Source organism: Hoeflea phototrophica DFL-43 (assembly GCF_000154705.2).
GTDB classification, from domain to species: domain Bacteria; phylum Pseudomonadota; class Alphaproteobacteria; order Rhizobiales; family Rhizobiaceae; genus Hoeflea; species Hoeflea phototrophica.
Map to the genome: position 1 here is coordinate 4143285 of NZ_CM002917.1, position 24375 is coordinate 4167659.

A 24375-nucleotide genomic window follows, 5' to 3' on the forward strand; every position below is an offset into this window, starting at 1 on the left:
ACCAACAACCGCCATAAAGGACAAATTATGCAACTCGTTGATGACGTTGTCGCCATGAAGGATGAAATCACGGAATGGCGCCGTAGCCTTCACGCCGATCCTGAATTGTTGTTCGACGTTCACAACACTGCGGCCTTTGTCGCAGACAAGCTCACAGCATTCGGCTGCGACGAGGTCGTTACCGGCATCGGACGCACCGGCGTCGTCGGCATTATCCATGGCCGGCCCGGCGGCAACGGCCCGGCCATCGGCCTGCGCGCCGATATGGACGCGCTGCCCATCGAGGAAGCCACTGGCGCACCCTGGGCCTCGAAGACCCCCGGCAAGATGCACGCCTGCGGACATGATGGTCACACCGCGATGCTTCTCGGCGCCGCCAAACACCTGGCCGCAACCCGTAACTTCACAGGTTCAGTTGCCGTGATCTTCCAGCCCGCCGAAGAAGGCGGTGGAGGTGGCCGCGAAATGGTCAATGACGGCATGATGGAGCGCTTCGGCATCACCAAAGTGTTCGGCATGCACAACCTGCCGGGCCTCCCGGTTGGTGAGTTCGCCATCCGGCCCGGCCCGATCATGGCCGCGACCGACATTTTCGACATCACCATCACCGGCCGTGGCGGTCACGCCGCGATGCCGCACCAGACAATCGATCCGGTTGTGGCAAGTTCGCAGATCGTCACCTCGCTGCAGTCGATCGCGTCGCGGAATGCCAATCCGCTTGAATCGGTGGTGGTTTCGGTCACCAAATTCATTGCCGGTTCGGCCTACAACATCATCCCGGAAACCGTGGAACTGGCCGGTACCGTGCGCACGCTTTCGCCTGAAATGCGCGATCTGGCGGAAACCCGGATCAACGAGATCGCCGTGGGGATTGCTGCTGCCCATGGCGTTAAGGCCAAGGTCAATTATCTGCGCAACTACCCGGTCACCTTCAACCACGCTGACGAGACAGTCTTTGCTGGCGACGTGGCCGAAAGCCTGGCCGGTGCGCAAGGCGTCGAACGCAATCAACCGCCGACCATGGGGGGAGAGGATTTCTCCTTCATGCTCGAAGCAAGGCCCGGCGCTTTCATCTTCATGGGCAATGGCGATACGGCAAGCCTGCATCACCCGGCCTATGACTTCAACGACGACGCGATCCCGGTCGGCGTCTCCTATTGGGTGAAACTGGCTGAGCGCGCGCTCGCAGCCTGATCGACCGGGCGAGACGACATTGCGGATGTGGCGGTGCGCTGTCGCATCCCAACCTGTATGCGCGCGACGGCGTGTTGAACAAGCCGCTCGCTTTCTGTATGCAGATTTCCGCGTGGTCCCGTAGCTCAGGGGATAGAGCACAGGATTCCTAATCCTGGTGTCGCAGGTTCGACTCCTGCCGGGATCACCACCGGATACTGGGTCCGCTGCAAGACCCATCTCGCAATCAATCATGCTGCCACAGCTGCGCCCCGGCGCATGCGTGAGCGGAAAAGAATCAACGCAATGATCGCGATGTTGAGGAAATTCCAGGCAATGCCGTTGAGGAACGCCATCTGGTAGGATCCGGTCAGGTCATAGATCCAGCCCGACATCCAGCCCCCCAGTGCCATTCCGACAATCGTTGCCATGATCACGAAGCCGACCCGCGCACCCGCCTCTTTGGGTGGCAGATACTCGCGCACGATCACCGCATAGCTCGGAACAATACCACCCTGGGACAGCCCGAAGATCAGGCTGACCACATAGAGCGGAACCATGGCGTCAAAGGGCAGATATAAGAACAGCGCGATGCATTGCAGTGTTGAGCCGATCAACAGGGTGATCACCCCGCCCAGCCTGTCTGCAAGCAGACCCGAGAGAAGGCGCGACACCACGCCACCCATCAGCATCAGCGAGAGCATTTCCGCCCCCACTGCCGGCCCGTAGCCCAAATCCACGCAATAGGAGACGATGTGAACCTGCGGCATCGACATGGCAATGCAACAGCCGATGCCGGCCAGGCCAAGCATCCATTGCAGCGATCTTGGTGAGAAACTGACCGACCGCGCATTCGCCGCCGACATTCGCTGCGCATGCTCGCTCGCCTCGTCGGGAAGCTTCCGTCTGAGCAAAAGCGACAGCGGAACGACGAGCATGATCGTCAGCGCGGCCAGCACCATATAGGCCGTGCGCCAGCCGAAGTCGCTGAGAATGCCGCTGAGCACCAGCGGCCAGATCGCACCGGAGAGGTAATTGCCGCTGGCCGCGATCGCCACAGCAATGCCGCGGCGGCGATAGAACCAGTGCGAGATATCCGCGATCAACGGACCAAAGCTCGCCGCCGTGCCGAAGCCCACAACAAACTGCATCAAGCACAGCATCAGGATCGAGCCGCTGACGGCGGCTCCGGCGAAACCCGCCGCCAGCGTCATTGCGGCAATGCCCAGCGCCACCGTGATCCCGAACCGGTCGACGGCCCGGCCAATCACCAGATTGCCAAGCGCAAAGCCGACCATGGTCAGGGTGTAGGGAAGCGATGCATCCGCCCGGTCGATCCCGAACTCCCGCTGTACCGCGGGCATGATCACGATGATCGCCCACATTCCCACATTGCCCACCACCGCGATGGCGAGCGTGACCCCCAAACGGGTCCAGGAATAACGGCTGTCGACAATGGAGGTGTCTTTCATTCCACGACGATAGAGCACCATCGAGACAATTGGGAAACGCATTTTTTTGAACCTGCATAGTTATGGATGCAGGACCTGCTTTGCCCGGCGCCAGCTATCCTTGGTCTTTGCCTGTGGAAAATCGCCATGCCGACCGAATCCGATGCGCTTGACCAGCAAACCCAAGCTGTGGATTGTGTGTCATGAGTGAAATTCAGCATCAGGCCCCGCGCCGCATTACCATTCTCGGCGCCACCGGCTCGATCGGCTGCAACACGCTGGACGTGATGACGCATCTGGGCGGCCGTGATGCCTTTGAGGTCCCCGCAATCACCGGCATGGGCAACATTGATCTGCTCGCCAAACAGGCCCGCCAAGCGGGCGCGGGCTTTGCCGTCACCGCTGATCCGGCGCGTTATCAGGATCTCAAGGCCGCTCTCTCCGGCACCGGCATCGAGGCTGGCGCAGGCCCAGCGGGGCTGATCGAGGCCGGCGAACGCGACACCGATCTTCTTATGGCCGGTATTGTCGGAATCGCTGGACTGGCGCCAACGCTAGCAGCGGTTTCCAGGGGCGCCGATATCGCGCTGGCCAACAAGGAATGCCTTGTATCGGCGGGCGAGCTTTTTGCCGCTGCCATGGCCAAGGGCGGCGGCAAGCTGCTACCCGTCGACAGCGAGCATAACGCGATCTTTCAGGTTCTGGAGGAACACCAGCGCCACGCTGTCGAACGCATCATCCTGACCGCCTCCGGCGGGCCATTCCGCGAACATACACGCGAACAGATGTCGGTGATGACAGCCGATGTCGCGGCGGCGCATCCCAACTGGTCCATGGGCCTCAAGATCTCGATCGACAGTGCATCGATGTTCAACAAGGCGCTGGAGATGATCGAGGCGCGCCATCTGTTCGGTATGCGACCGGAGCAGATCGAGGTCATCGTCCATCCCCAATCCATCATCCATTCGATGGTTGGATACACCGATGGCTCTGTCCTCGCCCAGCTCGGCACACCTGACATGCGCCACGCCATCGGCTACGCAATTTCCCATCCCCGCCGGGCCAGTCTTCCGGTCGAACGGCTTGATTTTGCCAAGCTGTCGCGGCTTGATTTCCACGCCCCCGATGAGACACGCTTCCCGGCCCTGGCGCTTGCCCGCACCGCCATGCAACGCGGCGGCCTGCAGGGCGCCATCCTCAACGGAGCCAAGGAAGCAGCTCTCGAAGCCTTTATCGCTGGCCAGATCGGATTTCTGGACATGGCCGACGTCGTTGCTCAAACCATGGACAAAATGGATGACGGCCGCCAGCCAAACAGCATCGAGGATGTCTATGCCGCCGATCGCGAGGCGCGTGACATTGCTGCCTCCCTGATGCGCCAGCCAGCCTGACTGCGCAGTTCAATCCGGAGATAAAACCGGCTGGAAATTCTGCCGGGGCGAGTTCGAAAACCCGCGCCGGCAGAATTTGCAGTATGATGTCTGATCACCCCGCCGCAGCGACTGCCCGCTTGGCCATCACCCTGATCAGGTTGGCGCGGTAGGCCGAAGAGGCATGGATATCCGACATCAGATCGGAATCATCGACCGTGACGCCATCAAGCACGCCTGCGGAGAATTCCGATGCAAGGGCTTGCTCCATACCCTCGTGGCGGAACACGCCATCAGATCCAGCGCCGGTCACTGCCACCCGCACGGCCCCGTCGCCATGCTTGGCCACGAAGACGCCGGTCATGGCGTAGCGCGAGGCCGGGTTGGGGAACTTGGAATAGGCGCATTTCGACGGCGCCGTGATTTCCACCGCCACCACCAGTTCGCCATCCTCAAGCGCGGTCTCGAACATACCGGTGAAGAACTCGTCGGCGCTGATCGAGCGCGTGTTGGTGACGATGGTGGCATTCAGCGCCATCAACCCGGCGGGATAGTCCGCCGCCGGGTCGTTGTTGGAAATCGAGCCGCCGATCGTGCCCATGTGCCGCACGTGAGGATCGCCGATATGGGCAGCCAGATGCGCCAGCCCCGGGCAAGCCGCTGCAAGCTCTGACGAGCTTGCAACTTCGGCATGGGTGGTTGCGGCTCCGATTCGGATCGAGCCGCCACTCACCGAAATGCCCTTCAACTCGGCGATGTGCCTCAGATCCACCAGATCCGAAGGAGCTGCTAGCCGCTGCTTCATGGTCGGAAGCAGCGTCTGTCCACCCGAGAGATATTTGGCTTCGTCATTCGCTGAGGCCAGCTTGACAGCGTCCTCCACAGAGGAGGCGCGATGATAATTGGTTGCATACATGATGTCTGCCTCCCTTTCTTACTGTGCCGACCGGAGTGCCGCCCAGACCCTTTCAGGGGTCGCAGGCATCGTCAGGTCGTTGTTGCCGATGGCGTCGGTGATGGCGTTGATCAGTGCCGGTGGCGAACCAATGGCACCAGCCTCGCCACAGCCCTTGATGCCCAGCGGGTTTGATGGGCACACCGTTTCCGTTGTCGACACCTTGAACGAAGGCAAGTCGTCAGCACGCGGCATGGTGTAATCCATGTAGCTCGCCGTCAGCAGCTGCCCGGTCTCGGCATCGTAGTGCGTGCCTTCCAGCAACGCCTGGCCGATGCCCTGCGCCACACCGCCATGCACCTGGCCTTCAACGATCATCGGATTGATGATCTTGCCGAAATCATCCGCTGCGACGAAGTCAACGACGGTGGTCTTGCCGGTGTCGGGATCGACCTCCACCTCGCAGATATAGGTGCCTGCCGGGAAGGTGAAGTTGGACGGATCATAAAATGCGCCTTCCTTCAGACCCGGTTCCATGCCCTCGGGCAGATTGTGCGCGGTGTAGGCGGCGAGCGCCATCTGGAACCACGGCACGCTCTTGTCGGTGCCTGCGACCTTGAGTTCGCCATTCTCGATGACGATGTCGCTTTCATCGGCTTCCATCAGATGCGCGGCAATCTTCTTGGCCTTGGTCTCGACCTTGTCGAGCGCCTTGACGATTGCCGACATGCCAACCGCACCGGAGCGCGAGCCATAGGTGCCCATGCCCATCTGCACCTTGTCTGTGTCGCCATGAACGATCGAGACACTGTCCATACCTACGCCAAACCGCTCTGCAACAAGCTGCGAGAACGTGGTTTCATGGCCCTGGCCATGGCTGTGCGAACCGGTCAGGACTTCGATGGTGCCGACCGCGTTCACCCGCACCTCAGCCGATTCCCAAAGCCCCACACCGGCACCAAGAGATCCGACCGCTGCCGACGGCGCAATGCCGCATGCCTCGATGTAGCAGCTGATGCCGATGCCGCGTTTCTTGCCGCGGGACTCGGCTTCTGCCCGGCGTGCCGGGAAGCCGTCATAATCGATCGCCGTCATCGCCGCATCCAGCGAGGCATCGAAATCGCCGGCATCGTAGCACATGATCACCGGGGTCTGGTACGGGAATTCACGGATGAAGTTCTGCCGTCTCAGAGCAGCGGGAGTGACGCCAAGTTCACGCGCCGCCGTCTCAAGCACACGCTCGAGCAGATAGCAGGCTTCCGGCCGCCCGGCGCCGCGATAGGCGTCCACCGGAACCGTGTTGGTGTATACCGTGCGCACATTGGCGTGGATCGCCGGGATCGCGTACTGGCCCGACAACAGGGTGGCGTAGAGATAGGTCGGCACCGAGCTCGAAAACAGCGACATGTAGGCGCCGAGATTGGCAATGGTGTCGACTTTGAAGCCGGTGATGTTGTTGTCTGCATCAAACGCCATCTTGATGGTTGATTCATGGTCGCGGCCATGGGCATCGGTCAGGAAGGCCTCGGTCCGGTCACAATTCCATTTCACCGGAACACCGGTGCGCTTGGAAGCCCACAGACAGACTATTTCCTCGGGGTAGATGTAGATTTTGGAGCCGAAACCGCCGCCCACATCCGGTGCGATCACCCGAAGCTTGTTTTCAGGCGCCACATTGTAGAATGCGCTGAGCACCAGCCGTGCCACATGTGGGTTCTGCGACGTGGTCCACAGCGTGTAGTGTTCGTCGGAATCGTCATAAACGCCGAGCGCCGCGCGCGGCTCCATCGGGTTGGGCACCAGTCGGTTGTTGACGATCTTCATCTCGGTCACATGCGCGGCCGAGGCAATGGCTGCATCGGTGGCGGCAGCATCACCGATTTCCCAATCGAAGATCTGGTTGTTCTTGGCTTCGGGATGAAGCTGCGGTGCGCCGTCCTTGAGCGCATCAACGGCGCTTGTGACAACCGGCAGGGTTTCATAATCCACGACAACTGCCTCGGCGGCATCGCGGGCCTGCGCCTTGCTGTCAGCCACCACGATGGCGACAGCGTCACCAACATAGCGAACCGTGTCCTGGGCCAGCGGACGCCAGGCGCCCATATTCATCGGCGAGCCATCCTTGGAATGGATCATCCAACCGCAAATGATGTTGCCGATGCCGTCCTCGGTGAGCTGCGCACCGTTGAGAATGCTGATCACGCCGGGCATTTTCTCAGCAGCCGATGTATCGATGCTCTTGATTTTGGCATGAGCATGCGGCGAGCGCACAAAATGCGCGTGCTTCATGCCAGGCACCACCATGTCATCAGTGTACCGGCCCTTGCCGGTGATAAAGCGCTTGTCTTCCTTGCGCGCCACGCGGGCGCCAATGCCTTCCATTCCCATCTCTCAAACTCCTCCGGTTGAGTGCTGGCGAACGAGACGATGCATCATATTCGGATGAGAGTCCGGGGTTCCGCGGCCTTGTGTGTCCATGGATGCGAGGCTTTCGCATTAAAGACACTTCACCACTGTCGCTGCCCGAAATTCTCTCCGTTTGAAAATGCACCACCTCAAAACATCGCCGGTTTCGGCAATACTATTCGGCGGCCACCTTTGCGCCGTCGCCCATCTTGGACGCGGCGTCGAGAACCGCCTTGACGATGTTGTGATAGCCAGTGCAGCGGCAAATGTTGCCTTCAAGCTCGGCGCGCACTGTTTTCTCATCAAGCTGGCCGCCATGGCGGCTGATCATGTCAACAGCGGACATGATCATGCCCGGCGTGCAGAAACCGCATTGCAGGCCATGATGCTCACGAAACGCCGCCTGAACGGGGTGCAACTCGCCGCCCGAGGCAAGCCCCTCGATTGTCGTCACATCCGACCCGTCTGCCTGTGCGGCCAGCATGGTGCAGGATTTGACAGCCTTGCCGTCAACATGAACCACACAGGCACCGCATTGGGATGTGTCACATCCGACATGGGTTCCGGTCAGTCCGAGATTTTCGCGGATGAACTGGACCAGAAGCATCCGGTCCTCGCATTGGCCCGAAACGGATCGTCCGTTTACGGTCATCGATACATTGGCCATTAAATTCCTCCCTGGGGTGCAGGATCCTCACTCACCCTGACCGCATCATTTTCCTTTTTTCTAAAAGGATCAACCATCAAACTTGGATATTTCCAAAAGCGCTTTCTGCCGGATCATAAGTATCGCCCGAAATCGTCGACAGTCTTCACACAAAAGCAACACCCCGCTGGCACCGACTCACGACCTGGAAGCTGCCCTCAGCGACAAAGAAGAAAATTCTTGCCGGCAAACTGTTTTATCGTTAATTTTCGACCGTACGGTCGGTTAATAAAGAATGACTCCCAGCAGAGCAGAACAATCGCCAACACGCGATGTTGGGGGACCATAACGATAGCGGAGTTCAGGGACGAGGAGGTCTTTGTGTGCTGTCTGTATCTCATCAGATGTCTGCTTTAGGGACGCTTCCGGCCACTTGCGAGACAGCTTCGTTAATGCTGTCTAGGCAGTTACATAATTTGGCCCTAGTTTCGGGACTGGGAACTGCGGCATCAAAGCCGTATCAATTTTCCGGGAGGATAGAATGAAAAAACGCAATTTCCTGAAATCAGCAGCAGCAGCAGCAATTGCTGTTTCCGCGCTCGGCTTGTCATCCGCTGGCGCAATCGCACAGGAAGTCACCCTGCGCATGCACCAGTTCCTGCCACCGCAGGCCAATGTTCCTGCCGAAATCCTGATCCCTTGGGCCGAGCAGGTTGGAGAAGCATCGGGCGGTCGGATAAAGGTAGAGGTTTTCTCGGCGATGTCGCTCGGCGGGACACCACCGCAGCTGATTGATCAGGCGCGAGACGGCGTCGTTGACATTGTCTGGACTTTGCCTGGATACACTCCCGGCCGGTTCCCAAGTGTCGAAGTCTTCGAACTGCCCTTCACCATGACCAATGCCGAAGCAACATCCCGGGCCTACTGGGACCTGTTCAAGTCGGACATGGAGGAAAGCCAGTTCCAGGGTCTGAAAATCCTTGCTGCCTGGGTTCATGGCCCCGGTGTTATCCACGCAAAGGGTGAAGGCATCCGCAAACTGGAAGACATGCAGGGCAAGAAGCTGCGGGGCCCGACCCGCGTGATCAACGGCATGCTCGCAGAACTCGGAGCCGAGCCCGTCGGCATGCCGGTGCCTGCCATTCCAGAGGCGCTCTCCAAGGGAGTCATCGACGGAACCGTCATTCCCTGGGAAGTGACCCCGGCATTGAAAATCGCTGAACTGGTCGACACCCACACCGAGTTCGGCGGCGATACGGCGCTTTACACTGCCGCCTTTGTCCTGGCCATGAACAAGGCAAAATATGACAGCATGCCTGACGATCTCAAGGGGATCCTCGACGAGGCAACCGGCGCGGAGTTCTCCGCATATGCTGGCAAGACAATGGAAGCATTTGACGCACCCAGCCGCAAGATTGCCGAAGCCACCGACAACGAGATCGTCCAGATCGAAGGCGAGGAATTGCAGCGCTGGAAGGATGCTTCGCAGAAGGTGGTCGACAATTGGTACGGTGAAATGGAAGCCAAGGGCATTGACGGCAAGGCGCTGCATGCAAAGGCAAAAGAGCTGATCGACAATTACACCAAGTAATCTGGCGGCTTGAAAAATCCCGGCGGGACATGTCCAATAAGGCAGCTTCCGCCGGTACTCTTTTGGGATTGGCACCAAGAGACCAATCAACTGGCATTGTCATGCCCCAAAGATGCGATCGGGAACGGCCAGGCCCGTCCGGTAGCGGTGCGCCTTCACAAGATGAGGCAGAGAGGGCAGAACATGTTTGATTTTGTAACCATCCGGACCGTGTACAGTGTTTGAATCCATCAATATCTTCATGCGGCGCTTGGCAGCCCTGCTTGCCATTCTTGGAGGGCTGGCGCTGATTGCCGTGATGCTGACCACCGTGGCGTCAGTATCGGGGCGCGCGCTCATTCCAATCGGGCTGGGTCCGATTCGCGGTGATTTCGAACTGGTGGAACTGGGAATCGGATTTGCCGTGTTCGCCTTTCTGCCCTGGGTCCAGATCAACCGCCAGCATGCTTCCGTTGAAATCCTGACGATGCATCTTGGACCCCGCGCCAATCGGATCATTGATCTTGTGGCGGACGGTCTGATGGCAATGGTCGCAATTCTGCTCGCCTGGAAACACTGGCAGGGCACACTCGACAAACTCGCCTATGGCGAGACCACCTTTATCATTCAGTATCCGGTTTGGTGGGCTTATGCTTCGGGCCTGGTTGGTGCCTCCGGCTTCGTGCTGATCAGCATCTGGTGCGTGTTCCTGAGTTTGCGGGCACTTTCAAATGGACAGGATCAGGCCCACGAGGGGGTCATGCATTGAGCAACATTGACATTGCGCTGCTGTCTTTTCCGGTCCTGCTAGCGCTGATCTTCCTTCGCATTCCCATCGGGCTCGCCATGCTGATCACCGGCATCGGCGGCAGCTATTTCATCAATGGCTCGTTCCTGATGATTTTCGCGCAGCTCAAGAACCTGACTTGGGGCACATTTTCGAGCTATTCGCTCTCGATCATACCGCTGTTTCTGCTGATGGGGCAGTTTGCCACTCTTGGCGGAATGTCCCAGGCCTTGTTCAGGGCGGCAGAGACATGGATCGGCCACAAGAAGGGCGGCGTCGCAATGGCCGCCGTCGGAGCCTGCGCCGGCTTTGGCGCGATCTGCGGCTCCTCGCTCGCAACCGCTGCCACGATGGGCCAGGTGGCCCTGCCCGAGCTCAAGCGCTACGGCTATTCCGGCGAACTCTCGACCGGGGCATTGGCAGCCGGCGGCACGCTCGGGATCCTCATTCCGCCTTCCGTGATCCTGGTGATCTACGCCATCCTCACAGAACAGAACATCGCAAAGCTGTTCGTCGCGGCCTTCATTCCCGGCATTCTTGCGGCCCTTGGCTACATGATGGCGATCGCCATCTATGTCCGGCTCAAACCCGGATCGGCAGGCAGCCGCGAACGCGCTCCCTACTCCGAGCGGTTCCGAAGCCTGCTCGCTGTCTGGCCGGTGCTTATCGTCTTCATCACCGTGGTCGGCGGGATCTATGGCGGAATCTTCACCCCCACCGAAGCAGCCGCCATTGGAGCTTTCGGGACCGGGGTTATTGCGCTGTTCAACGGCGGTCTCAACCGGTCGACCCTGATCTCCTCGATTCTAACCACCGCCAGCGCCACCGGCATGATCTTTCTCATCGTTTTCGGAGCCGGGGTATACAACTCCTTTCTCGCCTTGAGCCAGTTGCCGCAAACAGCCGCAGCCTTTGTCGGAAGCCAGGATTTCAATCCCTGGCTCGTGATGATCGCCGTGCTGATTCTCTATCTGGTATTCGGCTGCGTGATGGATTCCCTGTCGATGGTTCTGCTCACCGTACCGATTTTCTTCCCGATCATGTCGGCGCTTGATTTTGGCCTGTCACCGGAAGAATTCGCGCTCTGGTTTGGCATCATCGTGCTGATCGTCGTCGAGGTGGGGTTGATCACACCACCGGTGGGGATGAACCTGTTTGTCATCAACTCGATGGCCAAGGACACGCCATTGGCGGCGACCTATCGCGGTGTGCTGCCCTTCGTCCTGACCGACATCGTCCGCGTTGCGATCCTGACCATGTTCCCCGCAATCACGCTGGTGGCTGTCCGACTGCTCTATTGAGCCGAGGGCCGGACAGGGCAGAACAAGAGAGCGGGAGCAGGCAGATCAGGCCCCAATGGCCTCGATAGCCTGGACCAGGCCGGCATCCACCGGAACACCGTTGGCGAGATAATCCGCCCGGATCTGTTGCCGCCTGCGGCCGGGCAACCGCGCACCTTCCGTGGCCGTAACCATTTGCGCCATCAGCGCCATCCGATCGGCCCCACCGGGACCAAAGGCATCCGGATCGATTGCGATGATCGCCTGACCTGTCCCGGGCGGATCGCCCTTGTCGTCAAAGAACGACGTCGCCTGCCAGGCGTAGTTCGCGCCGGTTAGGCCGGCACAAAGAAGCTCCACCATCAGCGCCAGCGCCGTGCCCTTAGCGTCGCCAAGCGGAATCATGGTCCCCGCCATCGCCGCCTTGGCATCGGTGGTCGGCTGCCCGTCGGGATCAAGCGCCCAGCCTTCGGGAATCGGATCGCCCTTCTGTGCCGCGGCCATGATCTTGCCGCGCGCCACTTTCGACAGCGAGATATCGACCACCACCGGATCCTCGGCGCCAAGAGGAGCAGCAAAGGCGATCGGGTCGGTGCCGAACAACGGCTGCCGGCCGCCCCACGGCGCCATCGCCGCCGGCGCATTGGCCACCATCAGCGCTGCGACGCCCCGCTCGGCCAACGCCTCGACAATCACACCTGCAACGCCGCAATGGTGCGACCGGCGAATACCGGCAATCGCGATGCCCTGCGACTTGGCCGCACCGGGCAGCCAGTCAAGCGCCAGATCCATCGCCGGATAGGCAAACCCGTTGGCAGCATCGATCGCCATCGCACCGGGGCGCAGAACCTGCGATGCCGGCGTTGCAAAACCATCCACCTTGCCGGCCCGTGCCTGCGCCGAATAGGCCTCGACCCGGCGCAGCCCGTGTCCGTTCTGCCCGGCAAGTTCCGCCGCCAGCAATGCTCCGGCCACCGAAGCGGCATTGATTTCCGATGTACGGCTGCGCATCAGGGCACCACGGATCAGGTCCGTGAGCGCACCCGGCGACATCGTTCTGGCTTCGCTCATACAGGTGCTCCAAGCACTTCGAGCACCTTGTCAGCAATCAGATGGCTGACACGCTCATTGGATTCTTCAGTCACACCCGCAATATGCGGGGTCAGGATCAGATTGGACAACCCGACAAATTTCGCACCCTGATCAGCACTCAGCGGTTCGCTTTCGAACACATCAAGCGCCGCGCCGCCAATCCGTCCGTCCGTCAGGGCTTCCGCCAGAGCCGCCTCGTCTACGATGCCACCGCGCGCCGCATTGACCAGGACCGCATCCGGTTTCATTTTGCCGAGCGCATCCGCATTGACCATGTTGCGCGTGGCTTCGGTCAGCGGCGTGTGCAAGGAGATCACATCTCCAAGCTCGAGCACCGCATCGAGCGACACATTGCGCGTGATCTGCCAGCCTGGATGGTCGGCCGCGAGATAGGGATCATAGGCAACGATGGTCATGCCCATCATGTGCGCACGCCATGCCACTTCCCGGGCGATTGACCCGTAGCCGACAAGTCCGATGGTCTTGCCGGCAAGCTCCCGCCCCATCATTGATTGGCGTGGCCAGGCCCCGCCGGCAACCTCGGAGGAACGTAGCCAGGCGCCGCGAAACAGCATCAACGCGGCCGTGATAACATACTCCGCTACCGACAGATCATTGGCACCGGTGGCAGGAATGACCCGGATCGAGCGCGTCCGGCAGGCCTCCACGTCGATATTGTCGAGCCCGACACCAAGCCGGCCAACCACCTTGAGCTTGGGGCCCATGCCGATCAGCGCCTCACGCACCTGGGTGCGGTTGCGGACGATCAGGGCCTTCGCCGAAGCCAGGTGGCCATGCAGGGCAGCCGGATCATCCACCAGCTTTGAATCATAAAGCGTGTCATAGGATTGAGAGAGGCGGCTCACTGCCGCCTCGTCCATGAATTCGGTGATGACGATATCTGCCATGACTTGGTTCTCTCTTCTCCCGGCTCGTGCTTACGCCGAGCGATAGAGCTTTGTCATTGAGAACTCTCTGTGACCGAGTGCTTCGGCTGCGGTTGCGCGGCCGTTGGAGGTGCGCACGATCATCTCGATGAGGGCGTCGCCGGCCTCGTCGATGGTCATTTCGCGGGTCAGCACGCCAGTCACGTCAACATCGATATGCTCGCTCATGGTCCTGAGCGTGCGCGGGTTGCCCGAGATCTTGACCACCGGCACGATCGGATTGCCCACCACGTTGCCCTGACCGGTCGGGAACGTGTGGATCACCGCACCGCCCGCCGCCATCAGCGTCACGCACTCGGCAGCCGCCGAGGACGAATCCATGAAGTAGAGCCCGTTGCCCGATTTGGGCTCTTCGGCCGGATCGAGGATATCGATGAATTGCGACGTCCGGCCGATCTTCTCGAGATTGCCCAGCGCCTTCTCCTCGATCGTCGTCAGGCCGCCCTCGATATTGCCCTTGGTCGGCTGGCTGTCGGACAAATCATCGGTCTGATGCGCGAAGATGACGTCGTCCTGATAGGCCTTCCACATCTTGTACCAGCGCGCGCCGACCTCCTCGTTGATCGCCCGCTTCTGGCAGATGTGCTCGGCGCCGGTGATCTCCGAAGTCTCGCCGAAGAACCCGGTGATGCCCTCGGGCAACAGCTTGTCATACATGTTGCCCACCGTCGGGCAGGAGCTCAGACCCGTCGTCGTGTCGCTCTCGCCGCACTTGGTCGAGACCCATAGCTCCGAGATCGAGCATTCCTCGCGCTGCATCTCGGTGGCATGGTGCACGAATTCCTTGGCCTTCCAGCCCGCCGCGCGGATGGTCTCGAAATCGCCCTTCTGCTCGATCGAGAATTCGGCGACCGGCTTGCCCGTCGCACGAATGCCGTCGGCGATCCGCTTGGTCCAGCCCGGCTCGATGCCGATCACCACCACGGCCGCAACATTGGGGTTGGCACCCGTGCCGATGATGGTGCGGAAGTGAACCTCGAGATCCTCGCCGAACTGCAGCCGCCCATAGGCGTGCGGGATCGCCATCGTGCCCTTGACGTTGTTGGCAACCGCCTCGCAGGCCGCATTCGAGATGTCGTCGACCGGCAGGATGATCACGTGGTTGCGCACGCCCACACGCCCGTTCTCGCGCCGGTAGCCCATGAATGTCATGTTGGAATATTTCGATGCCATGATGAGAGCTCCTACCAGCGCTTGGTCTTGAGATTGTGGGTGTGGACGTGACCGCCCTTCTCGACGTCGGCGACAAACTTGCCGATGTCCTCGCCATATTTGATCGCCGTGTCGCCCGACTTGATGTCAGACAGCGCGATCTTGTGGCCGATCGGAACATCAGCCTTCGAGACAAGCTCGAAGCTCGAATTGTCGTGCGTGACAACGCAAAGCATCTTCGTCCCGGCCGTCAGACCCTCAACGACAACAACGCCGACATTGTCCTTGTCTTCATGTACCAATAAATGGGGGGTGGTCACAGCGGTCCTCCAATGTGGAAAAATGGCAAATTCACTCTGCCCGATGGACAGGTCTTATATAAGATATAAGATACGGGGATCCGGAAAAGTCAACCGGCACCGGGTATGGAAAAAGGGACCAAGATGGCTGATCCGGCCGATACGGAAGTGAACGAAGAGATTGGCTTCAAGCCGCTCTATGCACAGGTTCGCGAACGGCTGATGCGCCGCCTTGTCAGTGGCGAATGGATGCCGGGAATGCTGCTCCCGAGCGAGATCGAACTGGCTCGTCAGCTCAGTGTCAGCCAGGGCACGGTGCGCAAAGCGCTCGATTCCATGACCGCGGACAATCTGGTTATCCGCCGCCAGGGCCGCGGCACCTATGTCGCAGAACCGGAAGAGAGCCGGATTCTGTTCCAGTTCTTCCGCCTGACGCCGGACAATGGTGCAGCAAGTTTTCCAGATTCCCGGGTTGTAAGCACAGGACACGCCAAGCCAACACACACGGAAATCGAAAATCTCCGGCTTGCAGAGGGCGAGCAGGTGTTCCGGATCGAGCGCATTCGCATGCTTTCCGATCAGCCGATCCTGATCGAGACCATCACGTTGCCCGCGAGCCGCTTTCCCGATTTCGATCATCTGACCATCATTCCAAACAATCTCTACCGGCTCTATTCCGAGCGCTGGGGCATCACCATCGGCAGTGCCGAGGAGCGACTCAAGGCCATCGCCGCCAGCTCCCGCGATGCCAAGAGGCTTGGCTGCAACGAAGGCGAAGCTCTGCTTCTGATCAGCCGCGTGGCCAAGGATCTCGAGGAGCGGCCGGTTGAATTGCGCTGGTCACGCTGCATTTCCCGTGACATCCATTACGCAGTCAATCTGCGCTGATACCCCTACAAAACCACGACCTCACCGGTCCTGGCTGAGTGCTCGGCAGCAAGGCCGATCCGGACGGACTTCAAACCGTCTTCCAGTGTAACCTCAGGCACTCCGCCATCGCGGACCATGGCAAAGAACTTCTGGTGCTGGAAGAAGGTCGAACCGTGATGATCGCCAGCCGCCAGAATTGTATGATCGACCTCGATGGTCTCCCGCTGTTCGACTTTGCTGGTCCGGGGCGAAAGCACAAACTCGGACGCCCGTTCGGCGCCATCGGGCGAAAACCGTGCAGGCCCCGGCACCAGCGCCTCGGCCTTGGCACTGTCACCGATCACCGAAATCGCCTCCTGCCACTGCGAGCCTTCCGCAAACATGCACAATTCGAGCATGCCGCGCACTCCATTGTCGAAGTCGACGATAACAAACCCATTGTCGAGAATATCGGGTGTGCGACCGTCATGATGCTCGTCGCGAAAATTGACGTCAGCAGCACCCGAGGCATAGACCCGGATCGGTTCTGCCTTTGCAATCAACCGCATCAGATCGAAGAAATGGCAGCATTTCTCCACCATTGTCCCTCCGGTCTTCTCGTTGAACCGGTTCCAGTCACCAACCTTTTTAAGGAACGGAAACCGGTGCTCGCGGATAGAAATCATCCGCACAGGACCGGTCTCGCCCAAACTCGTGGCTTGCAGCAGCCGCTCCACCGGCGGCATGTAGCGATATTCCATCGCCACCCAGACCGGCGCTGCCCGCTGCGCCGCCATTGCCAGGATCTCCTCGCAATCAGGCAGCGTGGTGCACAACGGCTTTTCCACCAGGATCGGAAGATCGGCCGGCAGAACATCAAGGAGCACCTGGTGATGCAGATGATTGGGAGCTGCGATCACCAGAGCGTCACACAGCCCCGCAGCCATCAACTCCCCATAGGTCGTGAATGCCTTGCAACCATGACCCGCGAGTACCGCCGCCTGATTGCGCATTCCATCATCCGGATCGCAAACTGCGGTCACCCGCGCACCGTTGATCAGTCCGATATTGCGAATATGTTCCTGCCCCATCATGCCTGAGCCGATGATGGCGTATCTGATCTCTGTCATGGGGTGGCCCGCAGTTTCAACGCTGTGATCATAGATGAATGACCGGAAGACCGGCGGCCACGGCGAAGCTTTCTAGCGCTGCGACATGATCGCCATAGGCGAGCGCCATGTGATGCTCGAGCCCGCTGTTGATGACCCCGGCCAGAACCTCGTGCGCCGGGCGCTCGAACCGTACAACGCCTGATGTGCCGGTGAATGCCTTGTCGCGCTTGAGCATCTCGCCCCGCGCCAGGATCAGGCTCTGCACGCCCTGCGCCTGGCTCAATCGCACAAAGGTCACCGGGCCGGGCTTCAGGGGAAACTCAAACAACAGCGGCATCTTGCGATTGGTGTGAATGGTCGCCTCTTTGACAGCATCCGGATCAGCCATGGACAAGGGTGCCTGGCCGCAATGCCAGACCACGGCGGAATTGTCACTCACGTCGATATCGACCAGATCGGCCAGAAACACCGGCGCGCCGCTCGCAGCCTGCAGCAGCAACTGCGTCGCAGCACCATAGACGTCCGCCTCGCAGGCACAGGGCGTGCGCGCCTCGCCCATCATCGCAACCGGCCCGCAAACCGCGCCGCCATATTCGGTGAAAGTTTCGGGCCAGCAACGGATTGCAAAGGCATCAAACCCGCCCTCGGCCTTGATGCCGTCAAGCGCCAGCTTCAGGCGAAGCGAACGATCAAGTTCCGGCTGATCGACCTGGTCGAGGCCCGAAACCATTTGATCTGCAGCCTGGCGCAGCTCATCCGCCGCCTTGGAAGGGGCAGCATGGGCCCGGTCGAACAGATCGGAAAGATCGAACCCCCTCACAGTGAGACCAGTCAATGCCTGAAGCCGGTCCGGCTTATAGGCGCAGGTGTCAAACCCGTCTGGATGCTCGCCAATCCGGGCAATGCTTTTGCTTTTCAGTTGGTCAAGCAGCGCCGTACCGGCTGCGGGATCAGCATCCGACTCCGCGGGTTGCATTGGATGGACCATCGGCGTTGCGCCGAACAGCGTGTCCAGAGGGCCCTCGCCCGGTGCGGCATAACGCCACGAAAACAGCCGCCCGCGCAGAGACAATGCATGCGAGGCAAGATTGAGGCCGCAAAAGGCATTGAGCCGGAGACGCCCGCCAAGCCGAGGCTCGGGAACCGCCCAGATCGCCAGTGGCTGTTCGAAGCTATCCGCAATCCTGCAAGTCATCACCGCGTCGGTGAAAGTGACCTGCAAAATCAGGATTCGATCAGGCATTTGAACCTTGATGTCGGCCATTGCCGCTTCCGCGGCTGCCGCGTCCATCAGAAGAGTTGGCGCCCCAACAAGGGTGTGGCCAGAGGCCTCGAGGTCACGCCACATCCCCGACAGCATCTCTTCGGCAAAGGGGACATCGAAGGTCGGCCGCCCAAGCGGCAGCACGCCAATTGTCAGAGTTTCAGATGACATCGGCCTGCCCCCTTACATCACCGGCTAAAAACACTAGATTGCGGTCATGACAGCAATCTTCAAACGCAGGGCCTTGGCCCTTGTTCTTGCAGTGGCCGTTATGGTCATTGTCCCGTCCGCGCAAAGCTCTGCCACCGAGGCCGCCTGGGCCCGCCTGGCGCAGGGCGGCTACACCATCCTGCTTGGATTTTCGCGCACCCCTGGTGGTGGCGAACCGCTGAGGCCGGATCTTGGCGATTGCGAAAACCGCAACAGCCTGAGCGACCGGGGCATTCAGGAATCCCGCCGCATAGGCATGCGCTTTGCCGCGCGCGCTGTTTCGATCAACTCGGTCTATGCCGGAGAGTTCTGCCGCGCATTGCAAACCGCCGAACTCGCTTTCGGACGCCGGGATGTCGAGACCAAGCCCTACCTCAACTCGATTGTCGGCGGCGCGGATCCCGGCCTTATCCCGGCTGAGCTGATCACAGCGGTTGAAGAGTTCAACGGTGCCGGCAACCTGTTGATGGTCACCCATCCGGTGCTCATCAAGGCCATTTCCGGCACCACCCCGCGTGAAGGTGAGGCCATCATCATCGCGCCGGGCGAAAACCCCGGCGACAAGCCGCGCGTCATCAACCGTCTGCTTCTCGATTAGCGCACGCCGTTGCATCAGCCAAAATCGCTGTAGCTGTGGCGGAAACTCTGATCCGCGGGCGCGAAAAGCGCGCCTTCAGGACCGAACACCGGGTGCTTGTCCCAGCGCGTGGCCGCCTGGTCCGTGAGCGCATTGAGATCACGCATATAGTCAACGGACCCGGTTTCGAGTCCGCTGCGCATGGCGTCCCAATCCGGATAGTGCCCGAACGCTTCGAGCCAGATCGCACGGCCCGCAAGATAGCCCGAGGCCCCGGCACGGTAGGCATGGGCGAGAATGTTGCGGAAATCAGCCTTGCCGGCACCCGCCGACAACATCACCCAGGGCCGCCCTGCCAGCCGGCCCATCTCGTCAAAGGCCGCCTGAACCTTGGCATCCCCACCCTCGGGAACGTCTTTGGCGGCAACCGGGCTTTCGAGCTTGAACACATCAATGCCGAAATCCGGATGGGCAAAATCCGCCACCGATTGCAGCACGTGGTCTGTGCGCTTGCCGGTCATCTCGACATAGTCTGTGGTCTGATGCGCATCATCCTTGAGCGGATAGACCAGCAACTCGAACAGGAACGGAATGTCGTAACGCGCACAGGCTTCGCCGATGCGCTTGGTGAAGTCCTTCTGCTTGTCATTGATGTGTTTCGGCGCATCAGGCCGGTACCAGGTCAGAACCTTGACCGCATCACCGCCCATCCGCTTGATCTTGGCCACAGACCAGTCGTCGATCTCGCTCGACAGCCGGCCATCTTCCGTTTCCTCAAAGATCGAATCCTCGAGCGTGACGATCAGGCCTTTGGTCGGTGACAGCTTGCCAATGCCCTTCGGGATTGCAAAATGCGGATCGAGCAGCATTGCCGAAGACTGGTCCTGCAAAGTCTCGACCAGCAAGGCCTTGAACCCGGCCACATCTTCCCAGGGTGCCTCGGCAGTCCCATGATGCTTGGCGATCGGCCCCTTGATCGGCGGCCGTTGGTCAACAGCCGTCATCTTGAACAAGCCACCCGCATCGGCCATCCGCCGCATGCCCCACAATTTGCCAGCACTTAGCTGCATGTCATCGCCTCTTTCATGAAATTTTCGGCTTCGCTTCGCCGCGGATATCCGGCACGGCCATTGGATCTGGTGCATTTGAGGGCCGCCGCCGAATTGGCAAAACGGATCGCCGGAGCCGGCTGCATCTTCTCGCCCAGTGCAAGCGCAAAGGCGCCGTGCCAGACATCGCCAGCGCCAAGCGTATCCACGGCCTCTATCTGATAGGCAGGCTCGAAACCCGATGCTTGTCCATGGATCCAGAACACGCCCCTTGCACCGTCGGTCACACAGACAAAGGCGCGAGTCTCACACGCCACCGCGTCCAGCGCAGCGTCGAGATCGCCATGCCCGGCCCAGTCTCGAAGCCCTTGCGCGGAAAACGCCAGATGGCTCGCCAGCCTCAGTGCTTCTTCCGCGTCCATGACCGGCGCTTCTGCGTCAAGCACACCCGGCACCCCGCGCTCCCGTGCTGTGCGCATCAGCGCCGCCGCACCTTCGGGCCAGCGCGTATCAGCCAATGCCGCATCGAAATGATTTGGAAGAGCTGCGATCAGCCAGTCCGCATCCATCGGCAGGGTATGGTCGCGAAAATTGACAATCTGACGCTCTCCGCCCTGGTCAACAAGCACCGAGGAAAAGGAGGAGCGGCACCCCTCGAACCGGTACGCCAGCGCACAATCCACACCATCGGCGTCAAGCCCGGCCACGATCATGTCGCCCACCTGGTCGTCTCCGAGCCGGGTGGCCAGGAGCGCTTCGCCGCCAAGCCGGGAAACCGCCGCAGCGGCATTCGCCGCGCAGCCACCGCCGGTGATTTGGGCCTCACGCGCCCGGTATTTCTCTGCCCGGCGCGGCATCTCGTCGACATAGAAGACGAAATCAACCACAGCGAGGCCGGCAGTTACGATCCTGGTCATGCAGCATCAGTCCCAAGCCTGGATGGAGAGTGTGTTTCAGTCTGGCGGAACCCGCCGTTCAAGGTGAGAATATCAAGTCTTATATAAGACACAAGACTCAATTTTCCGGCAGAGTTCGAATCCGGCAACGGCCAAACGCTTTCCGGGCCATCAATCGACCGGCAAGCCGCTGGGCACAGTTTCGGGCCGGCCAAGCCGCCCTTTGGCGTTACCGCTCAGCGCATGCAGAAAGGCAATCAGCTCAGCCACCTCCGAATCATCAAGAGCGACTGGCACAATATCAATCCTGGTCTTGAGCCGCGCCCGCTCGCGGGAATCCTCGAACGCGATGAAATCCACCGGACCCAGGCGCTCATCCGCTGGCAATTGCACCATGTCCGGCTGCCAGTTCTCGAACCCGGCAACAGGATCAAGATGATGCCGGACAATGCCCTCAAGCGTGGCATAGGCGCCATTGTGTCCCCAGGGCCCGGTCAGCGCCACATTGCGCAGCATCGGCGTGCGAAACCGGTAGGCGTCTTCCAGCCGGTTGGATTCAGCCATTCGCCCAACGTCACGCACATAGGGGTCGAAGACCCTGGTGCGGCCCGGGCCGAAATGCGGCAAAGCCAGCGCATGAAAACCCTGATCCGACATCATCTGGCCCGCGTGACAACTGCTGCACCCTGCCTTGCCATAAAACAGCTCCATTCCCGACATCGCCTGGGGAGGAAGTGCCGTGGGATCACCAGCCAGATAACGGTCAAACGCGCTGTCCGTCACCCGCCATTCGCTGTTGATGAAATCCCCCAGCGCATTGGCGACATGAGCAATGGTCAGATCACCCGCACGTTCAATCGATGGATCAGCCTGTCGAAAAAGGTCGACATAGGCCGGGATCGCCCACACCCGCTCCATCAGCAGCGGCCAAACATGGTCGATCCGGTCATAGGCGGCACCGGCCACCTTGTTTTCCTCGGGGTTCCCGGCCATCTCGGTTTCCGATGTCAACGGAAACAGAGCCTGCGCCGCGAGGATGCCCTTGAGGCCGGAGGGCAGATACTCCTCCGCAGGCGAGTTGAACCCGTTGCCGAAGATATCATCAACGCTCAGACGCCCGTCATGAAACAGCACCCGGATTTCGCGCAGACCAAGATTGAACATCGGCGACGCGTTGCGCGGCACCCGCTTCTCGATCCGGGCATCGCCGCGGCCTGTGGTGCGCTTGATGCCCAGCCCTTCACCGCCTTCACCCACGCCCAAGGCCAACCCGTCGCCGGTGGCGAGATCATGGTGATGGCAGGTTCCGCACGAAATGTTGCGGTTGCCCGACAGGATCGGATCGTAAAACAGAAGGCGCCCGATCTCCGCCAGTGCGGGATCGAAATCATGAAAATCGGCATTGGTGAGCGGTGGCGGCAGCGCGCGACCATCCATATCGGCAAGGGCTGTCGGCACGGCTGTGATTGCCAACAACACAACGCCGCAAATGGCCAGAGCCCCTTGGCCGAACCGTCGTGACCAGCTGTTCATTCCACCTCCTCAACCTGCGCAAACGCGATGCCTCAAAGACACCCGTCAGCCTCCTCCTTGCCACCGTCCCCGGCGAGCCATTATTGTCGCTCCGCTCCACCTCGCGAGAAAGAATGGCAAATGACTTCAGCGCTTGCAAACACGAAAATGGGCCTCCGCGCCTTGGGCCTGATCACCTTGAGCCTGGTGATGACGACGGCACTTCCGGCCCGCGCGGAAATCGAGAGGGGCCGCATCCTGATGGAAGAGAGCCGCTTCGAAGAGGCAATGGCCGAGTTCCTTCCTGCGGCGCGATCGGGCAATGCCGATGCTGAAGAGCTGATCGGTGTGATGTATGCCATGGGCCTCGGCGTCGAACGTGACGATGAGCGGGCCTTTGAGTGGTATCTGCGCGCCTCGATGAAAGGCCATCCAGGTGCGCAATCAGGCATCGGATGGTATTTCGAAGTGGGGCGCGGCACTGCCGTCGATCTTGTCCGCGCCTACCTTTGGTATGGACTTTCGACCATCGGAGGCGATCCGGATGCGGCGATTTCCATCGAGGAAGTGGCGAAGAAAATGACGCCGGACCAGATCCGTCGCGCCCAGGTCCTGATCAACGACTACCGGCCCTGGATGTATCCGTTCCGCTGATTGCTCATCAACAAAAAACCGCCCGGATTGCTCCAGGCGGTCTGTGGTTCCGGCGCTCATCAATGGACGCTTACTTGATGTCCATCATGGCGCCACCATCGATGGTTTCCGACGCCTTCGCGGCTTCCGCGACCAGCAGGTCATAGAAGGTTGCACCGCCCTGAACATTGGTCTTGAACCATTCAAACACCGGTGTTGCGGCTTCCTTGAACTGCGCCTTCTCTTCCATCGTCGGCACATAGACGGTCCCGCCGATCTCCGCGAACTCGCTGTAGGCAGCGATCGACTTGCGCTTTGGAGAGGCGAACGTGGCCTGCTGCAAGGCGGCGAAGCCATCAACCACAACGCGGCGCAGGTTTTCATCCAGCCCCATGAAGCGATCATTGTTCATGTACCAGAGCGCACCCATGTAGGAATGGCCGTCCAGCGTGAGATATTTCAGGCCTGCATCCGGGAACTTCATCCCCATGATGTCCGTGATGCCGTTTTGGGTGCCTTCGACCACGCCGGTCTGGAACGAGGTGAACAATTCAGGCCACGGAATCGGGGTCGGCGAAGCTCCCATCGAACGCACCAGCTCCTGCGGCAGATCGGCAACCACGGTGCGGATCTTCAGCCCGTCCATATCGGCCGGCGAACGGATTTCCCGCTCGGTGTTGGCGAAGTTGCGCCAACCACCGGTGTTGCCGATGGTCATCAGGCGAATCATGCCGCCCGAGTCAGCCAGCATCTGCTCACGCAGCGCGCGGGTGAACGTGCCTTCGGTCAGCACGGCTTCAGCGATCCGGTCATCCCGCAGAAGATAGGGAAGATCGAGCACCTGCACGTAGGGGAAAATCCCCGATGCGCCGCCCGAGGTCGAAATGTAGATGTCGATCGAACCATCGGCGATGCCTTGGAGGCATTCCGCGCCATTCGAGCAAAGCTGGGTACCGATGAACAATTCGACCGCAATCGCGCCGTTCGAGGCCTTCTCGACATAGTCCTTGAAGACCACAAGGCCGTCATAGTCCTCGTCGTTTTCATTGGAGTTGGCGGTGGCGCGCAGCGTGATGTCCGCGGCCTGCGCAGCAGTGATCATGCCACCGGCCAGCACCGACAGGCCGAGTGCCGCCGCGCTCAGTGTTTTGAGTGTGTTCTTCAAGATCATAAATGTTCCTCCCATTAGTCCTTGTTTCCCTCAA

General features: G+C 60.3%; 22 protein-coding genes and 1 tRNA gene. 9 read left to right on the forward strand and 14 right to left on the reverse strand.

All coding sequences use genetic code 11. From position 1 onward, the window contains the following. Window positions 1–27 precede the first annotated feature (27 nt). Both HPDFL43_RS19610 and HPDFL43_RS19615 read left to right on the forward strand, forming a co-directional pair. Window positions 28–1194 (forward strand): M20 aminoacylase family protein, encoded by a 1167-nt coding sequence (locus tag HPDFL43_RS19610; protein ID WP_007199158.1) that lies wholly within the window; start codon window positions 28–30, stop codon window positions 1192–1194. Between the two features lie 114 nt (window positions 1195–1308). Then, window positions 1309–1384: transfer RNA gene (locus tag HPDFL43_RS19615), tRNA-Arg, on the forward strand. Between the two features lie 40 nt (window positions 1385–1424). Here the strand turns inward: HPDFL43_RS19615 and HPDFL43_RS19620 are convergent. Then, window positions 1425–2645: an MFS transporter gene (locus HPDFL43_RS19620; protein WP_007199159.1), complete on the reverse strand. Its 1221-nt coding sequence runs from the start codon at window positions 2643–2645 to the stop codon at window positions 1425–1427. Between the two features lie 182 nt (window positions 2646–2827). On the opposite strand from HPDFL43_RS19620, the gene dxr reads away from it, so the two are divergent. Then, on the forward strand, window positions 2828–4015 hold the full coding sequence (gene dxr / locus HPDFL43_RS19625; RefSeq protein ID WP_007199161.1) for a 1-deoxy-D-xylulose-5-phosphate reductoisomerase: 1188 nt from the start codon (window positions 2828–2830) through the stop codon (window positions 4013–4015). 94 nt (window positions 4016–4109) lie between these two features. Here dxr and HPDFL43_RS19630 read toward each other — a convergent pair whose 3' ends face one another. The 3 genes from HPDFL43_RS19630 to HPDFL43_RS19640 all read right to left on the reverse strand — a co-directional run bounded on the left by HPDFL43_RS19630 (window position 4110) and on the right by HPDFL43_RS19640 (window position 7962). Beyond that, window positions 4110–4910 carry an FAD binding domain-containing protein gene (locus HPDFL43_RS19630; RefSeq protein ID WP_007199162.1) on the reverse strand — a complete coding sequence of 267 codons (801 nt, stop codon included), beginning with the start codon at window positions 4908–4910 and terminating at the stop codon, window positions 4110–4112. 18 nt (window positions 4911–4928) lie between these two features. Next, a complete protein-coding gene (locus HPDFL43_RS19635; RefSeq protein ID WP_007199163.1) occupies window positions 4929–7277 on the reverse strand; it encodes a xanthine dehydrogenase family protein molybdopterin-binding subunit in 2349 nt (782 codons plus the stop codon). A gap of 193 nt (window positions 7278–7470) precedes the next feature. After that, window positions 7471–7962 carry a (2Fe-2S)-binding protein gene (locus HPDFL43_RS19640; protein ID WP_040449381.1) on the reverse strand — a complete coding sequence of 164 codons (492 nt, stop codon included), beginning with the start codon at window positions 7960–7962 and terminating at the stop codon, window positions 7471–7473. Window positions 7963–8482: 520 nt separating this feature from the next. On the opposite strand from HPDFL43_RS19640, the gene HPDFL43_RS19645 reads away from it, so the two are divergent. The 3 genes from HPDFL43_RS19645 to HPDFL43_RS19655 all read left to right on the forward strand — a co-directional run bounded on the left by HPDFL43_RS19645 (window position 8483) and on the right by HPDFL43_RS19655 (window position 11599). Further along, window positions 8483–9532 (forward strand): TRAP transporter substrate-binding protein, encoded by a 1050-nt coding sequence (locus tag HPDFL43_RS19645; protein WP_007199165.1) that lies wholly within the window; start codon window positions 8483–8485, stop codon window positions 9530–9532. Window positions 9533–9749: 217 nt separating this feature from the next. After that, window positions 9750–10280, forward strand: coding sequence for a TRAP transporter small permease (locus HPDFL43_RS19650; RefSeq protein WP_007199166.1), 531 nt, complete (start codon window positions 9750–9752; stop codon window positions 10278–10280). Beyond that, window positions 10277–11599, forward strand: a complete 1323-nt coding sequence (locus HPDFL43_RS19655) for a TRAP transporter large permease (RefSeq protein ID WP_007199167.1) — start codon at window positions 10277–10279, stop codon at window positions 11597–11599. The genes HPDFL43_RS19650 and HPDFL43_RS19655 overlap by 4 nt, the downstream gene beginning before the upstream one ends. 45 nt (window positions 11600–11644) lie before the next feature. Here HPDFL43_RS19655 and HPDFL43_RS19660 read toward each other — a convergent pair whose 3' ends face one another. The 4 genes from HPDFL43_RS19660 to HPDFL43_RS19675 are packed head-to-tail and all read right to left on the reverse strand — an operon-like array spanning window position 11645 to window position 15089. Further along, window positions 11645–12649 (reverse strand): Ldh family oxidoreductase, encoded by a 1005-nt coding sequence (locus HPDFL43_RS19660; protein ID WP_007199168.1) that lies wholly within the window; start codon window positions 12647–12649, stop codon window positions 11645–11647. Next, window positions 12646–13578, reverse strand: coding sequence for a hydroxyacid dehydrogenase (locus HPDFL43_RS19665; RefSeq protein ID WP_007199169.1), 933 nt, complete (start codon window positions 13576–13578; stop codon window positions 12646–12648). Before HPDFL43_RS19665 ends, HPDFL43_RS19660 begins: the two co-directional genes overlap by 4 nt. Before the next feature lie 30 nt (window positions 13579–13608). Continuing rightward, entirely contained in the window at window positions 13609–14790 is a 1182-nt protein-coding gene (locus HPDFL43_RS19670) for a UxaA family hydrolase (protein WP_007199170.1), read from the reverse strand. An 11-nt stretch (window positions 14791–14801) separates the two neighbouring features. Next, a complete protein-coding gene (locus HPDFL43_RS19675; protein ID WP_040449382.1) occupies window positions 14802–15089 on the reverse strand; it encodes a UxaA family hydrolase in 288 nt (95 codons plus the stop codon). A gap of 123 nt (window positions 15090–15212) precedes the next feature. Here HPDFL43_RS19675 and HPDFL43_RS19680 point away from each other — a divergent pair, with 123 nt between their 5' ends. After that, window positions 15213–15956: a GntR family transcriptional regulator gene (locus HPDFL43_RS19680; RefSeq protein WP_210165610.1), complete on the forward strand. Its 744-nt coding sequence runs from the start codon at window positions 15213–15215 to the stop codon at window positions 15954–15956. 5 nt (window positions 15957–15961) lie between these two features. Here HPDFL43_RS19680 and HPDFL43_RS19685 read toward each other — a convergent pair whose 3' ends face one another. Both HPDFL43_RS19685 and HPDFL43_RS19690 read right to left on the reverse strand, forming a co-directional pair. Further along, entirely contained in the window at window positions 15962–17047 is a 1086-nt protein-coding gene (locus tag HPDFL43_RS19685; protein WP_007199173.1) for a Gfo/Idh/MocA family protein, read from the reverse strand. A gap of 28 nt (window positions 17048–17075) precedes the next feature. After that, window positions 17076–18464 (reverse strand): L-fucose/L-arabinose isomerase family protein, encoded by a 1389-nt coding sequence (locus tag HPDFL43_RS19690; protein ID WP_007199174.1) that lies wholly within the window; start codon window positions 18462–18464, stop codon window positions 17076–17078. Between the two features lie 46 nt (window positions 18465–18510). Between HPDFL43_RS19690 and HPDFL43_RS19695 the strand changes: the two genes are divergently transcribed. Next, window positions 18511–19101 (forward strand): histidine phosphatase family protein, encoded by a 591-nt coding sequence (locus tag HPDFL43_RS19695; protein ID WP_007199175.1) that lies wholly within the window; start codon window positions 18511–18513, stop codon window positions 19099–19101. Window positions 19102–19115: 14 nt separating this feature from the next. On the opposite strand, the gene HPDFL43_RS19700 is transcribed toward HPDFL43_RS19695, so the two are convergent. From HPDFL43_RS19700 to HPDFL43_RS19710, 3 genes are all read right to left on the reverse strand, one after another. Continuing rightward, complete coding sequence (locus tag HPDFL43_RS19700) at window positions 19116–20150, reverse strand: tagatose 1,6-diphosphate aldolase (RefSeq protein WP_007199176.1); 1035 nt, start codon at window positions 20148–20150, stop codon at window positions 19116–19118. Next, window positions 20141–21046, reverse strand: a complete 906-nt coding sequence (locus tag HPDFL43_RS19705; protein ID WP_007199177.1) for a PfkB family carbohydrate kinase — start codon at window positions 21044–21046, stop codon at window positions 20141–20143. The genes HPDFL43_RS19700 and HPDFL43_RS19705 overlap by 10 nt, the downstream gene beginning before the upstream one ends. Before the next feature lie 150 nt (window positions 21047–21196). Next, window positions 21197–22558 carry a cytochrome-c peroxidase gene (locus HPDFL43_RS19710; RefSeq protein ID WP_007199178.1) on the reverse strand — a complete coding sequence of 454 codons (1362 nt, stop codon included), beginning with the start codon at window positions 22556–22558 and terminating at the stop codon, window positions 21197–21199. A gap of 120 nt (window positions 22559–22678) precedes the next feature. On the opposite strand from HPDFL43_RS19710, the gene HPDFL43_RS19715 reads away from it, so the two are divergent. Continuing rightward, window positions 22679–23191 (forward strand): tetratricopeptide repeat protein, encoded by a 513-nt coding sequence (locus HPDFL43_RS19715; protein ID WP_007199179.1) that lies wholly within the window; start codon window positions 22679–22681, stop codon window positions 23189–23191. A gap of 70 nt (window positions 23192–23261) precedes the next feature. On the opposite strand, the gene HPDFL43_RS19720 is transcribed toward HPDFL43_RS19715, so the two are convergent. Beyond that, window positions 23262–24338 carry a TRAP transporter substrate-binding protein DctP gene (locus HPDFL43_RS19720; RefSeq protein WP_040450594.1) on the reverse strand — a complete coding sequence of 359 codons (1077 nt, stop codon included), beginning with the start codon at window positions 24336–24338 and terminating at the stop codon, window positions 23262–23264. Window positions 24339–24375 lie beyond the last annotated feature (37 nt).